At 59.5% G+C, this 14,014-nt stretch carries 14 protein-coding genes; 9 read left to right on the plus strand and 5 right to left on the minus strand.

Annotated features, from left to right (window positions below):
- Positions 1–282 precede the first annotated feature (282 nt).
- On the minus strand, positions 283–744 hold the full coding sequence (locus ACKXF9_RS00545) for an ATPase (RefSeq protein WP_249237383.1): 462 nt from the start codon (positions 742–744) through the stop codon (positions 283–285).
- Entirely contained in the window at positions 741–1,319 is a 579-nt protein-coding gene (gene rsmD, locus ACKXF9_RS00550) for a 16S rRNA (guanine(966)-N(2))-methyltransferase RsmD (protein WP_418264985.1), read from the minus strand. The genes ACKXF9_RS00545 and rsmD overlap by 4 nt, the downstream gene beginning before the upstream one ends.
- A 189-nt stretch (positions 1,320–1,508) precedes the next feature.
- On the opposite strand from rsmD, the gene ACKXF9_RS00555 reads away from it, so the two are divergent.
- The 5 genes from ACKXF9_RS00555 to ACKXF9_RS00575 all read left to right on the plus strand — a co-directional run bounded on the left by ACKXF9_RS00555 (position 1,509) and on the right by ACKXF9_RS00575 (position 6,978).
- A complete protein-coding gene (locus ACKXF9_RS00555; RefSeq protein WP_348584912.1) occupies positions 1,509–2,129 on the plus strand; it encodes a flavodoxin family protein in 621 nt (206 codons plus the stop codon).
- Positions 2,130–2,364: 235 nt separating this feature from the next.
- Positions 2,365–4,773 (plus strand): glycoside hydrolase family 2 protein, encoded by a 2,409-nt coding sequence (locus ACKXF9_RS00560; protein ID WP_418264986.1) that lies wholly within the window; start codon positions 2,365–2,367, stop codon positions 4,771–4,773.
- Positions 4,774–4,891: 118 nt separating this feature from the next.
- Positions 4,892–5,287 carry a hypothetical protein gene (locus tag ACKXF9_RS00565; RefSeq protein ID WP_249237388.1) on the plus strand — a complete coding sequence of 132 codons (396 nt, stop codon included), beginning with the start codon at positions 4,892–4,894 and terminating at the stop codon, positions 5,285–5,287.
- Between the two features lie 6 nt (positions 5,288–5,293).
- Positions 5,294–6,136: a DUF5685 family protein gene (locus ACKXF9_RS00570; RefSeq protein ID WP_418264987.1), complete on the plus strand. Its 843-nt coding sequence runs from the start codon at positions 5,294–5,296 to the stop codon at positions 6,134–6,136.
- Positions 6,137–6,231: 95 nt separating this feature from the next.
- Positions 6,232–6,978: a J domain-containing protein gene (locus tag ACKXF9_RS00575; RefSeq protein WP_249237390.1), complete on the plus strand. Its 747-nt coding sequence runs from the start codon at positions 6,232–6,234 to the stop codon at positions 6,976–6,978.
- 70 nt (positions 6,979–7,048) lie between these two features.
- Here ACKXF9_RS00575 and ACKXF9_RS00580 read toward each other — a convergent pair whose 3' ends face one another.
- The 3 genes from ACKXF9_RS00580 to ACKXF9_RS00590 form a co-directional block, all read right to left on the minus strand.
- A complete protein-coding gene (locus ACKXF9_RS00580) occupies positions 7,049–7,978 on the minus strand; it encodes a hypothetical protein (protein ID WP_418264988.1) in 930 nt (309 codons plus the stop codon).
- Between the two features lie 205 nt (positions 7,979–8,183).
- The gene (locus ACKXF9_RS00585; protein ID WP_418264989.1) at positions 8,184–8,858 is read right to left on the minus strand and encodes a GntR family transcriptional regulator; all 675 of its coding nucleotides are present in this window, start codon (positions 8,856–8,858) and stop codon (positions 8,184–8,186) included.
- Between the two features lie 182 nt (positions 8,859–9,040).
- Entirely contained in the window at positions 9,041–9,676 is a 636-nt protein-coding gene (locus tag ACKXF9_RS00590; RefSeq protein WP_418264990.1) for a phosphatase PAP2 family protein, read from the minus strand.
- A gap of 138 nt (positions 9,677–9,814) precedes the next feature.
- On the opposite strand from ACKXF9_RS00590, the gene ACKXF9_RS00595 reads away from it, so the two are divergent.
- From ACKXF9_RS00595 to kduI, 4 genes are all read left to right on the plus strand, one after another.
- Positions 9,815–10,726, plus strand: a complete 912-nt coding sequence (locus ACKXF9_RS00595) for an HAD-IIB family hydrolase (RefSeq protein WP_418264991.1) — start codon at positions 9,815–9,817, stop codon at positions 10,724–10,726.
- 223 nt (positions 10,727–10,949) lie between these two features.
- Positions 10,950–11,912 (plus strand): bifunctional 4-hydroxy-2-oxoglutarate aldolase/2-dehydro-3-deoxy-phosphogluconate aldolase, encoded by a 963-nt coding sequence (gene eda / locus ACKXF9_RS00600; RefSeq protein ID WP_249237395.1) that lies wholly within the window; start codon positions 10,950–10,952, stop codon positions 11,910–11,912.
- Positions 11,913–12,005: 93 nt separating this feature from the next.
- The gene (locus ACKXF9_RS00605) at positions 12,006–13,031 is read left to right on the plus strand and encodes a sugar kinase (protein WP_097777423.1); all 1,026 of its coding nucleotides are present in this window, start codon (positions 12,006–12,008) and stop codon (positions 13,029–13,031) included.
- A 19-nt stretch (positions 13,032–13,050) separates the two neighbouring features.
- A complete protein-coding gene (gene kduI, locus ACKXF9_RS00610; protein WP_418264992.1) occupies positions 13,051–13,899 on the plus strand; it encodes a 5-dehydro-4-deoxy-D-glucuronate isomerase in 849 nt (282 codons plus the stop codon).
- Positions 13,900–14,014: the final 115 nt, after the last annotated feature.

Below are 14,014 nucleotides of genomic sequence, written 5' to 3' on the forward strand. Positions count from 1 at the left end.
CTTCGTTCATGGCTTTGTGCATCAGAGGGCTGTGCGCGCAGTGCACGCTTTCGTCCGATGACACAGTTTTATTGTAGCAAATCAAGCCCTTGAATGCAAGGGTTTCCGTTTCCGTTTTTCCCGCAAAATGTAACAAAAAAAGCCCCTGTCAGCCGTCATTTTTGCCTGTAGGGACTTTGTTATTCCGGGGATGTGTAATTTGTGTGTGAGCTTGTGGGCGCAGAGCCTCTCTGCCCGGCTGTCCGGCGCTTTTGCTGCGGTGTCGCATCATGCAGCCGCAGTTTATCCGTTTTTCTTGGCATTCTGGCGCAGATTTGCCCGCACATTTTTCACCTGTGCCGCATTTTCCACCATGGTCTCCTCGGTGTTGCGGAGCATATTGTCGCAGTAGTCCGTCACGGTCTGGCGCAGGGTGCGCACCTCATTCTGGGCTGCGGTGGTGATCTCCGCGGCACGCTGCTGCGCCGCCTTCACGATCTCTGCCTCGCTGGTCAGGATGCGGGCTCTTTCCTCCGCCTTTTTCACGATGACCTGTGCCTGCGCGTTGGCCGTTTCCACGATCTGGGCGCGGTCGTTCACGATCTGCTGGGCCTGCCGCAGCTCACCGGGCAGGTTTGCGCGGATCTCGTCCAGCAGATCACGGATCTGCTCCACGTCCACGATCTTCTTGCCGCCGGACAGAGGGACATTTGCGCCTTCCTCCAGTGCATCCTCAATGGTATCCAAAAGTTCGTTCACGTTCATAGTGCTTCTCCCTTCTGCTCATCACCGGCCGGCTGCATGGGCTTTGTGTACTTCCACAGCAGCACTCTGCCGTACTTGTACTGCTTGCGCAGAGTCAGGCCGCCTGCCTCGGCCGGCAGCACGATGCCCGTCTCGCTCTCGCACAGCACGATGCCGCCGGGTGCGGTGCATTTGTCCACCGCCGGCAGGATCTTTTCCAGCGTACCATTGCGGAAGGGCGGGTCCAGCAGTACGATGTCGAACTGCTCCCGGCAGGCGGAAAGATACCGCGCAGCCTCGCCGATATTGACGCGGCTGCGGTCGAACACGCCGCAGGCCTTGCAGTTGCGCATGATGATATTCACTGCCTCGCGGTTCTCGTCCAGAAACACGCAGCGCGCCGCGCCGCGGCTCAGTGCTTCAATGCCAAGCTGGCCGCTGCCCGCATACAGGTCCAGCACCCGTGCGCCGGGCAGGTCGAACTGGACGATGCTGAACATCGCCTCTTTTACCTGCGAAAGGGTGGGCCGGGTCACATCTGTTCCCGGCAGGGCCTCCAGACTGCGGCCCCGGGCTTCTCCTGCGATCACGTGCATGTTCTCTCTCCTCCTCCTTGCAGCCGGAAGATGCAGCTGCAAACACATTTTTGTATCACTTTATTATCACCCAACTGCATATTCTTGTCAAGGGCCGCGCGTTGCGCCGTCTGTCGGTTTGTGCTACAATAAAACCGGCAGCGCCGGGCTTTTGCGGCGCATTCTGGACACCAAAAGGAGAGTATCTGCATGAAAGTTCTGCTCATCAACGGCAGCCCCCACGAAAAGGGCTGCACCTATACCGCCCTTTCCCTCATCGCAAAGGAACTGAACGACGCCGGTGTGGACACCGAGATCCTGCATGTCGGCGGCAAGCCCGTAGGCGGCTGCATCGGCTGCGGCGGCTGCGCCGCAGGCAATGGCTGCGTGTTCGGCGGCGTGGTCAACGAAGCCATCGAGAAGGCCAAGACCGCCGACGGCTTTGTGTTCGGCAGCCCGGTGCACTATGCATCCGCTACCGGCAACATGACCAGCTTCATGGACCGCCTTGCCTACGCAGGCGGCAGATATCTGGCCTACAAGCCTGCCGCCATCTGCTGCTCGGCACGCCGCGCCGGTACCACCACCACGCTGGACCAGCTGGTGAAGTACCCGCAGTTCTTCCACATGCCGCTGGTGAACGGCTCCTACTGGGCCATGGTGCATGGCTCCAACGCCGAGCAGGTTCTGCAGGACGCCGAGGGCTGTGCCGTGATGCAGGAGCTGGGCCGCAACATGGCCTGGCTGCTGCACTGCATCGAAGCCGGAAAAGCCGCCGGTATTGAGCACCCGCAGAACCCCAAGCGGCCCATGACCAACTTTATCCGGTAAGAAAACGTTTTTCCGCAGTTTGCACATCGGGAAGTTCCGCAGAGCTTCCCGGTGTGCTTTTTTATGCAGAAAAGACAGCAGGGCCTGCACGGAACGCAGTTTTTGTTTGCACTCTTCTGCTTTTCGTGCCAAAAACAGCAAAAAACCTTTTCCAAAGCGCCTTCCGTATCTTTTTTCGTTCATATCTTTATGTTACTATAAGATGTAAAGTGATTTTATCAGATGGAGCGCTGCTATGGAACACTACGATTGGAATGAAGGCTGGCTGTTCACGCCCCGGTTCGACCCGGCACTGGTGCGGCCGGAATGCGGGCTGGAACTGGAGCCGGTGCGCATCCCCCATACCGTGCGGGTGCTGCCCTACAACTATTGCAGTGAAAACGAATACCAGTGTCTGTGCGGCTACCGGCGGGAATTTTTTGCGCCCAGAGAGTGGGAGGGCCGTACCGTGCTGCTCACCTTCGGTGCCATTGCCCACGACGCCACTGTGTTCTGCAACGGGCGGCGGCTGTTCCACCACGGCTGCGGCTACACCTCCTTTACGGTGGACCTGACCGGCGCACTGCACTTCGGCCAGAAAAACGTGGTGGCCGTGCGCTGCGACAGCCGCGAGGATCTGAACATTCCCCCCTTCGGCGGGCAGATCGATTATCTGACCTACGGCGGCATCTACCGTGCTGTCAGTCTGGACATCAAGGAGCCCGCTTACCTGCGGGATGTGTTCATTGAGGCAAAGGCCGAAGGCGATTTCCGCATCTACACCTCCACCGTGGGCGAGACCGTGGGCTGCACCCTGCAGGCCGAGATCCGCAGCCCCTCCGGCAGCCGCGCCGCCTACAGCGGCGAGCTTTCACTGCCCATCACCGGCGTGCTGAACGGCGTGCATCCGTGGAGCATCGAGCATCCCACCCTGTACACCCTCACGGTGCAGCTGATCCGTCCCGGCTCTGCCGGTCTGCCGGACCGCGTGCTGGACGAAAAGACGGTGCGGTTCGGCTTCCGCACCGTGCAGTTCGTGGCAGGCGGGCTGTATCTGAACGGCCAGCGGGTGGAGCTGCGCGGTCTGAACCGCCACCAGAGCTTTGCCTATCAGGGCTACGCCATGCCGGACAGCATCCAGCGGCTGGACGCTCAGATCCTGAAAAAAGATCTGGGCTGCAACGCAGTGCGTACCAGCCACTACCCCCAGAGCCCTGCATTTCTGGACGCCTGCGATGAGCTTGGCCTGCTGGTGTTTACCGAAATGCCCGGCTGGCGGTACATCGGCGATGAGAGCTGGAAGGCGCAGGCCCTGCAGAACTGCCGCGAAATGGTGTGCCAGTGCCGCAACCACCCCAGCATTTTTCTGTGGGGTGCCCGGGTGAACGGCAGCAGCGACGACGAAGCTTTCTATAAGCGCACCAATGAGGCCATCCACCGGCTGGACCCCACCCGCCCCACAGCAGGTGCACGGAACCACCGCAAAAGCCAGCTTCTGGAGGATGTGTACGCCTACAACGACTACTCCTGCCGGGGCCGCGGTGCCGCCTGTGAAGCCCGCGCCGCAGTGACCCCCGACACCCGCAAGGGCTACCTGATCAGCGAATTCGGCGGGCAGCAGATGCCTACCAAACCCTTTGACGACGAGACCCATCGGCTGGTGCAGGCGCTGCGCACCGCCGCCGTGCTGAACGATTCCATCGCGCAGCAGGGCGTGGCCGGCAGCTTTGGCTGGTGCATGGCCGATTACAACACCCACCGGGAATTTGGCAGCGGCGACCGCATCTGCTACCACGGCATGCTGGACATGTTCCGCAACCCAAAGCTTTCCGCAGCCGTGTACGCCAGCCAGAAAACGCCGCGTTCCCCTTCGGACATCGTGCTGGAGGTCTCTTCCGGCATGGCGCTGGGCGACCTGCCCGGCGGCGCGCCTACGGCCTGCTGGGTGTTCACCAATGCCGAAAGCGTGCGGCTGTACCGCGGCAACGATTACATTGCCGCGTTCTCGCCCGACCGGCACGGCCGCTTTGCCGCCATGCCGCACCCGCCCATTGAGATCAACGATTTTGTAGGCTCTCTGCTGGAAAAGTACGAGGGCATGGACCCGCCTTCCGCTCAGGCCGCTGCGGCCATCCTGAATGATATGCGCCGGTGCGCCATGGAGCTTTCGCCGCTTTCCAAGGCGCGGATGCTCTCGCTGCGGCTGAGCTGGAACGAAGTGGCCCGCATGTACTGCAAATACATCGGCATTCTGGGCAGCCCCAGCCCCGTGTACCGCTTTGAGGCGGTCTGGCACGGCCGGGTCGTGGGCACAGTGGTGCGGGAGCCGGTGCAGAGCGTCCGGCTGGAATGCACCGTGCACAATCCCATCCTGACCGACGGCCCCACATGGGACTGCGCGGCTGTCAGCCTGCGTGCCATCGACCAGAACGGCAACCTGCTGTCCTACTGCGGCGAGGCTGTCCAGCTGCGTGTGGACGGCCCGCTGAAGATCGATCGGCCCCAGTGTGGTGCCGCTGCGCGGCGGCATGGCGGGCACCTACCTTGCCACCACCGGCGAGGCGGGCCGCGCCGTGCTGCACTGCCGCATGGAGGGTGCGCTGGACACCGACGCCGTCCTGACCATCCGCAGCCGGGAGAACGGTTAATCTCCGTCCCTTCATGATAGATTTGCACTCTGTTCAAAATTTCATCATGGTTGGCTGGTATCCTAAGAAATGTAAAATAACAGCGGGCACATCCCGCTTTCCGCTTTGATTCCAAAACAAAAGGATGCAGGACTTATGAAAGAAAAATTCCGTCAGTTTATGATCGGCCGCTACGGCACCGATGGCCTGAACCAGTTTCTGAGCATGGCCTCCATCGTGCTGCTGCTGCTCTCGCTGCTCACCCGCTTCAGCCTGTTCACCTGGCTGGGTCTGGCGCTGCTGATCCTGTGCTACTACCGTTCCCTCAGCCGCAATATTTCCAAGCGCACCGAGGAAAATTACCAGTACTACACCCTGAAGGACCGCATCGACCGCAAATTCCACTCCCTGAAAGATCAGTGGGCCAACCGTAAGATCTACCACTACTACCGCTGCCCTAAGTGCCGCCAGAAGCTGCGCGTGCCCCGGGGCCGGGGCCGTATCCAGATCTCCTGCCCCCGCTGCGGCACCCAGTTCATCAAAAAGAGCTGACCGGATATGTTTGGTTATGTTGTTCCCAATCAGGCTGCGCTTTCGGACGAGGCGCAGAAGCGCTACCGCACCGCCTACTGCGGGCTGTGCCGCCGCATCGATGCACTGCATGGCCTGCGGGGCCGCTTTACCCTGAGCTATGATCTCACCTTTCTGAATCTGCTGCTGTGCAGCCTGTACGAGGGCGAGACCGAAGCTTCTTCCGGGCACGACCGGTGCCCCATCCATCCCCTGGGCGGTGTGGAATGGCGGGCGGCCTCCCCCACCGATTACTGTGCAGATCTGAGCGTAGCTTTGCACTACTACAACGCTGAGGATAAATGGAAGGATGACCGCAGCCTGCTGGGCCTCGGTTACGAAAAGCTGCTTACCGGCTGCAGGCAGGACGCCGAGAGCCGCTGGCCCCGTCAGTGCAGCGCCATCCGCACCTGCCTTGACCGGCTGGCCGAATATGAAGCCGCCGGCAGCGAGGATCTGGACGCAGTGTCCGGCTGCTTTGGCACGCTGATGGCTGAGTTGTTCGACTACCGGCAGGATCACTGGTCGCCGGAGCTGCGCAGCATCGGCTTCCATCTGGGCAAATTCATCTACCTGCTGGATGCCTACGACGATCTGAAGCGCGATCAGCGCAAAGGTGCCTACAATCCACTGAAAAGCCTGAGCACCCAGCCCGGCTATGAAGAGGAAATGAAGGAGATCTTTGAGCTGCTGCTGGCGCAATGCGCCCACAGCTTTGAGCGTCTGCCCTGTGTAGAGGATGCAGACCTGCTGCGCAACATCCTGTATTCCGGCGTATGGCTCAAATACAACTGCAAGACCGCAAAGGATGCCCGCAGACGTGGCATCTGAGCGGTTTTGCTTGATTTTTGCACGGCAATACGGTAGACTATAAACGTTATGCCGCAATGGCGGCTGCATGAAATGAGACGTGAGGAAGTATATCCATGAGAGATCCCTATGAGGTGCTGGGCGTTTCGCGCGGCGCAAGCGATGACGAGATCAAAAAAGCATACCGCGCCAAATGCAAGCGCTGGCACCCGGACCTGAACCCCAACGACCCCACCGCCGAAGAGCACTTCAAAGAGGTGCAGGCGGCTTATGATGCCATCACCAAAGGCGAGACCGGCCCTCAGGGCGGCAATCCCTACGGCAGCTACCAGCAGGGCTACGGCCAGCAGAGCTATCAGCAGCAGGGCTACCAGAACGGTTACGGCGGTTTTGGCGGCTTTGATGGTTTTGACGGCTTCGACCCGTTCGGCTTCGGGTTCGGCTTCGGCGGGCAGCAGGGCTACGGCCAGCAGGGCGCCAGCTACTCCGGCTCCGACAGCCCGGAAATGCAGGCCGCCCGCAACTTTGTGGTCAATGGCCGCTACGCGGAGGCCCGCCGGGTGCTGGACGGCATGACCGGACGCAATGCACGGTGGTATTATCTTTCCTCCCTTGCCAATCAGGGACTGGGCAACCGCATCGATGCGCTGCAGGATGCCCGCCGCGCCGTGCAGCTGGACCCCAATAACACTGAATACCAGATGCACCTGCGCCGGATGCAGAACCCCGGCCAGACCTACCGCACCACCCAGACCACCTACGCACGCCCCGGCGGCCTGATGCAGTGGTGCTGGAGCATGATCCTGCTGAACCTGTTGTGCAACTGCTGCTGCGGCGGCTGGGCCTTCCGGTTCCGCATGTGATCCATTTTTTCCGCAGGATACAACAAGGCCCCGCACCTAAAAGGTGCAGGGCCTTGTTTTTGTTACAGCATTACTTTACGATGATATTGCGGCTGATCTTGCTGCAGTTGTAGTTGCCGCCGATCTCTGCCGTCTGCGTATAGGTGCCCGGGTTGGTGGGCAGCTCGCTGGTGCTCTCGGTGAACCAGCCCTGTTTTTTATAGGTATAGCGGATCTTATCGGTGGGCACCACCTGACCATCCACCTCCAGCACGGCTGCTTCGTTGAAGGCTTCCAGCTCTTCGGCGGTCATTGCCTGTTCTGCCTGCTGGGCCCAGTACATGCGCACGCCGTCGCGCTTGGGCTTGATGCGGAACATGGCAAAGCCTGCTGTGTTCATATCGCTGCTTTCCAGCGCCAGCGCACCCGCCACATAGTTGCCGGAATCCACCGGCTGCTCGTCCAGATAAATGCGGCTGAATGCCCCCTCCGGCAGATACTTGCGGATCAGGTTCAGCGCAAGGCGCAGGCCGTTGGACACCTGATCGATGGTGGGCACATAGAAGTGCAGCACATCCATCACCGAGACGACCTCATCGGCCACCCGCAGCAGCACGCCGACGTCGTTGCCGTCAATCAGCTGCTTGAGGTAATTGTACACATTGAACTCTTCCACCTGATCCGGCGTCTTGGACATCACCCGCGGCAGGGGGATCATTTTGAGCAGGGTGCGGATCTTATCCGAGAGCATCAGCGTCACATAGCCGTTTGCCTCGCCGCCAATCCCCACAACGACACCGATATACTGGGTATCGGCAGGGGTGGTCTGCACTTCCAGTTTATAATCCGAACCATAGACAAGGTCGCCCGTAGCCTTGATCCGGATGGACACTATTCCGTTTTCCTGTTCCACTGCTGCGGTCTGCTGCGGCAGTGCGGCGGCGGCGAACACCGGTGTTGCTGCTGCGCTGAGCATGAATGCCGCTGCCAGCACAAGGGATATCAATCGTTTGGCCTTCATCGTATAAGACCTCCTGTCTTTCAAAGGATCACGCAGCCGTACCCACCGGCACGCTGCATCGGGAACCGGCATGATGCCATGCCCTGTTGTACTCCGATTTTACCGCAAAACGCTGTTTCGGTCAATAACTGGATTCAAGTGATTCAAATGTTTTATATTTTCGCACAAAAGAGGGCCTGCCTTCGCAGCAGGCCCTCCCGGCTTGTCATCCATCGATAAAGTATTCCGGATGGATGCTGCGTGCCTGCGCCACCGACTGCTTGTACCGGCTCAGGTGGCTTTCCAGTGCTTCACTCACATCGTCCGGGCTGCCGTGCAGCAGCGCTTCCAGGATCGCCGTGTGGGTGGCGCACACCGACTTGTTCTCCTCGGTCTGCAGGCTGAACTTGCGGATGCGCTCCACATGCTGCAGACTGGCAAGCATGTAGTCATAGTGCGCCTCCATCCCGATCAGCTCAAAGGATCTGCGGTGGAACGCATTGTCCAGCTCCAGCAGCCGGGTGGGACGGTCAGGCTGGGTCAGATCTGCTTCCAGCACGCGGTAGTCCTCGATGTTCCTGCGGTATTCAGCTTCCTGCTGGGGCGTCACATGGCCGCGCAGCCGGTTCAGGATCTCCTTTTCCAGCGTAAAGCGGGCAAACTGCTCCATTTCCATCAGCCGCAGATTGATGGGTGCCACATGGGTCCCGCTCTGAGGCTTGATGTCCACCATGCGGGCCAGATTGAGCATCAGCAGTGCCTCCCGCATGGGGGTGCGGCTGATGCCAAGCTCCTCTGCCAGTTCACGGTCATTCAGCGGGTCGCCGGGCTTGAGCTCCATGGTGATGATCCGGCTGCGGAGGGTCTGGTAGGCCATTTCGCGCGCACTCAGTGATGCCATACGGTCTCTCTCCCTTCAGGGTGAAGAATTGATATACTAGTATTGAAGTTATAAGACCATATTACCCAACCTGCTGGCGGCTGTCAAGTGTAACGGCAACTAAAAATCGCCCATTTTTTTCTCTGTTTTGTCCATTTGTCCGCGCCCGTGCGCAAGAAAAGCCCCCGGCCGGGGGCTTTTGGTCATTTTCCTGCAGGGCGGTACACCACCGGCACCCACACGAAGGCCACGGCCAGACCGCACACCACATCTATGATGGAGTGCTGTTTGGTGAACACCGTGGAAGCGCAGATCAGCGCCGCCCACACCCATGCCAGCACTTTCAGGGCCGGGCGGTCCTTTGCCAGACGGCTGTTGGTGAAGGCCAGCGCCATGCAGGCCGAGCTCTGGCAGTGGATGGACGGGCACACGTTCACCGATGCATCCGCCTTCCAGATCAGCTGCAGGATGCTCATGGCAATGTTGCTGCGCCCTGCTGCCTCTGCCGTCGGGCGCAGTTTCAGACCGTTGGGCAGCAGCATATAGAGGATCAGGCAGAAGGTCATGCCCGAGAACATGGTCAGGCAGAGCTTATCATAGCTTTGGGTGTCGCACCACCACAGCAGCGCCGTCACCCCGGCCAACAGCAGAAACCAGCTGCAATACGGAAAGATGAACCACTCATTGAAGGGGATCCGGTCGTCGATCCTGCTGTGGATGATGTATTGGGGATCTGTGATGGTAAGGTCCAGCCAGAAGAACCAGATGAGGTACACCACCCAGTACAGCTGAAACCACAAATGCGGGCGGCACTGGGCCCGCAGCTGCTTGCGATTCATGGTATTTCTCCTATAATTTCAATGTGTTGACGTACGATTATACCACATCCCGCCATCTTGCGCAAACCCCTGCGGTGCGATAAAATAGACAGAGAGCTTTTTCCTGTGGAAATTGTACTGATTATAAAAGGAGCCTTTATGTTGCAAAGCTTTCCCTCTGTCCGCCTTGTTGCGCTGGATCTGGACGGCACTCTGCTGAGCCGGAACAACGAAGTCACCCCTGCCACCCGCGAAGCCATCGCCCGCGCTGTGGCGCACGGCGTGGCCGTGGTGCCTGCCACCGGCCGTCCGCTGGCCAGCCTGCCGCCTGTGGTGGCAAAGCTGCCCGGCATCCGGTATGCCATCACCTCCAACGGTGCGGCCGTGTGGGATCTGGGCGACGACCCCATGGGTGCCGTGTACAGCCGCTACTCCAATGCCGCCCAGCGCCATACCAGTGAGCCCGCCTGCCTGCTGCACCGTCTGATGCCGACGGAGACTGCGCGGGAGGTCTTTGCCCTGTTCCAGCAGTACGATGGTGAACTGAGCGTGTTCTGCGATGGTCTTGCCATCAAAACGCCGGAGGGCATCGCAAAGCTTGCCTCCCGCACCACCCACTTTCTCTCCTCCGAGGCCCGGCAGGACCTGACCGACGGCCGCTTTACCGTCATCCCCGGCATCGAGAGCTGGATGTCCCGCCACGCCCACGAGATCGAGAAGCTGTGCATGTTCTTTGACAGCATCGAAAAGACCGCCGCCGCTCTGCCGGGATTTCAGGCCATCCCGGGCGTGGAGGTGGTGCAGGGCTCGCCGGACAACATCGAAGTGACCGCTGCCGGTGTGGACAAGGGCAGCGCCCTGCTGGCTCTGGCCGACCTGCTGGGCATCCCCCACGAGAATACTCTGGCGGTGGGTGACAGCGAGAACGACCGCGCCATGCTGGAAAAGGCGGGCATTGCCGCCGTGATGGCAAACGGCATGCCCCAGATCAAGGCGCTGGGCGACCTTGTGAGCGAGGCCGACTGCGATCACGACGGCGTTGCAGAGCTGTTCCGGAAGCTCGGCATCTGAGTAAACAGGGGCAAACCGGGGCAAAACAGCCCTGCTTTTCAGGTCATTCGTCATTTTTGTGCAATGTATACAAGCTATTATGCAAAACATTGTGCTTGTTGAGCATTACCAAACTTGTTTCCGTCGTTTATACTAATATTACAAGCGCACGATGGGTGTACCATGCCCAAACGGCAGCCCACGCGCACCGAGAAAGTCAAATTCAAAAAGGAGAAATGCATTTATGAATCCCATCGTAGAAAAGGTCTATCAGATCGGCATTATCCCTGTTATCGCTTTCAACAGCGTTGATGAAGCCCTGCCCCTGTGCAAGGCTCTGGCTGACGGCGGTCTGCCCGCAGCTGAGGTCACCTTCCGCACCGCATGTGCTGAGGATTGCATCCGCAAGATCCACGAGGAGATGCCCGAGATGCTGCTGGGCGCAGGCACTGTCCTGACCACCGAGCAGGCTGACCGTGCAATGGCAGCAGGCGCATCCTTCATCGTTGCTCCCGGCTTTGACCCCGAGGTCTGCAAGCACGTCATCGACAAGGGCGGCATCATGATGCCCGGCACCTGCTCCGCAGGCGAGATGCAGCAGGCTATGAACATGGGCTGCGAGGCCCTGAAGTTCTTCCCCGCTGAGGCAAACGGCGGTGTCGGCATGCTGAAGAACATCGGCGCAGCCCTGAAGAGCGCACGCTGGATGTGCACCGGCGGCGTCAATGCAAAGAACGTCAACGACTATCTGGGCTACGACCAGATCTTTGCTGTCGGCGGCACCTGGATGTGCAAGAGCGACGTGATCAAGGCTCACGACTGGGCTAAGATCACCGCTCAGAGCAAGGAAGCGGTTGACACCATGCTGGGTCTGAAGCTGATGCACGTCGGCATCAACACCGAGAACGAGGAAGAGGCCATGAAGATGGCAAACCTCATCGGCAGCCTGCTGAACATGAAGGTCGCTCCCGGCAATTCCAGCATCTTTGTGGGCAACAAGGAGTTTGAGATCATGAAGAAGCCCGGCCGCGGCACCAATGGCCACATCGCCATCGGCTGCAACAACGTCGACCGTGCCATCTACCACCTGTCTCAGCGCGGCGTGAAGTTCGATCTGGACAGCAAGAACGTGAAGAACGGCAAGACCATCGCCTGCTACTTTGCAGACGAGATCGGCGGCTTCGCATTCCATCTGGTCCAGGCCTGAGCTCCGGCTCCCCTATCCGTGAAAGCCCTGCTGCGCCGGGGATGCCCCGCAGCAGAAGGTCATAAACACCTGTAAATAAAAGGAGAATACCCAATGAAAGTTGTTACTTTTGGCGAACTGATGGTCCGTCTGCAGCCGTTCAACTACGAGCGTTTCGTTCAGGCTAACAGCCTGGAGTTCACCTTCGGCGGCGGCGAGGCAAACGTTGCTGTTTCTCTGGCCAACTACGGTCTGGACGCAGCCTTCGTCACCAAGCTCCCCGCACACGCAATCGGTCAGGCCGCTGTCAACAGCCTGCGCCGTTACGGCGTTGACACCAGCATGATCACCCGCGGCGGCGATCGCGTTGGCATCTACTACAACGAGAAGGGCGCTTCTCAGCGTGGTTCCGTCTGCATCTACGACCGCGCCAACAGCGCCATCCAGCTGGCTCAGCCCTCCGACTTTGATTGGGATAAGATCTTCGAGGGCGTGGACTGGTTCCACTTCACCGGCATCACCCCGGCTCTGGGCGAGAACGTCGTCGAGATCTGCCGCGAGGCCTGCAAGGCTGCTAAGGCACACGGCGTGAAGATCAGCTGCGACCTGAACTACCGCGGCAAGCTGTGGACCCGTGAGCAGGCCCGCGCTGCCATGACTGACCTGTGCCAGTATGTTGACGTCTGCATCTCCAACGAGGAGGACGCAAAGGACGTGTTCGGCATCGAGGCCGAGGCTACCGATATCTACGGCGGCAAGCTGAATGCTGAGGGCTACAAGAGCGTTGCCAAGCAGCTGGCTGACAAGTTCCACTTCGAGAAGGTCGCTATCACTCTGCGTGAGAGCCACAGCGCCTTCGACAACGGCTGGAGCGCTATGCTGTACGATGTTGCTTCCAATGAGTACTGCTTCTCCAAGAAGTACGACCTGCACATCATCGACCGCGTTGGCGGCGGTGACTCCTTCGGCGGCGGCCTGATCTACAGCTTGCTGACCGGCAAGACCACTCAGGAAGCTGTTGAGTTCGCTGTTGCTGCTTCTGCTCTGAAGCACTCCATCGAGGGCGACTACAACATGATGACCGTGTCCGAGGTCGAGAAGCTGGCCGGCGGCGACGGTTCCGGCCGTATCCAGCGCTAATTGCAGGAAGGAGTCCACAATGGATATCCGCTACTCCTGCAACCAGAAGGATTTCAACCGCTATACCACTGAGGAAATGCGGGACGAAATGCTCATCACCGGCCTGTACAAGGCCGATGAGGTCGTTGCTGTGTACAGCCATGTGGACCGTATGGTCACGCTGGGCTGCATGCCGGTGCACGAGACCGTGTCCATCGACAAGGGCATCGACGTGTGGGCAAACTTCGGCACCCACTACTTTCTGGAGCGCCGCGAGATCGGCATGTTCAACATCGGCAAGGATTCCACCGGCATCGTGGTGGCCGACGGTGTGAAGTACGAGCTGGGCTACAAGGACTGCCTGTACATCACCAAAGGCACCAAGGAAGTCACCTTTGCTTCCGCCGACCCGGAGCATCCCGCCAAATTCTACATGGTGTCCGCTCCCGCACATTGCTCTTACGAGACCCGCCTGATCAAGATGGCTGATGCAAATCACCGTCCTCTGGGCAGCGTCGAGACCTGCAACAAGCGCACCATCAACCAGTTCATCCACCCGGATGTGCTGAAGACCTGCCAGCTGAGCATGGGTATGACTGAACTGGATGCCGGTTCCAACTGGAACACGATGCCCAGCCACACCCACGAGCGGCGCATGGAGATTTATACCTACTTTGAACTGCCCGAGGGGCAGGTGGTGTTCCACATGTGCGGCGAGCCTACCCAGACCCGCCACATCGTGATGCACAACGAGGATGCTGTCATCAGCCCCTCCTGGAGCATTCACAGCGGCGTAGGCACCTCGAACTATACGTTTATCTGGGCAATGGGCGGCGAGAACATGGAGTTTGACGACATGGACAACATCGCTACCACTGACCTGCGCTAAAAAGCACCATTCAAAAGCCCCGTACCGGGTAACCGGTACGGGGCTTTTTGCTAAAAATTTAACTTGAATCCTCTCCGTCATTGCTGCGCGATGCCACCTCTCCCGAAGGGCGAGG

Origin of the sequence: Faecalibacterium sp. 9 (genome assembly GCF_048320955.1) — a bacterium.
GTDB classification, from domain to species: domain Bacteria; phylum Bacillota; class Clostridia; order Oscillospirales; family Ruminococcaceae; genus Faecalibacterium; species Faecalibacterium wellingii.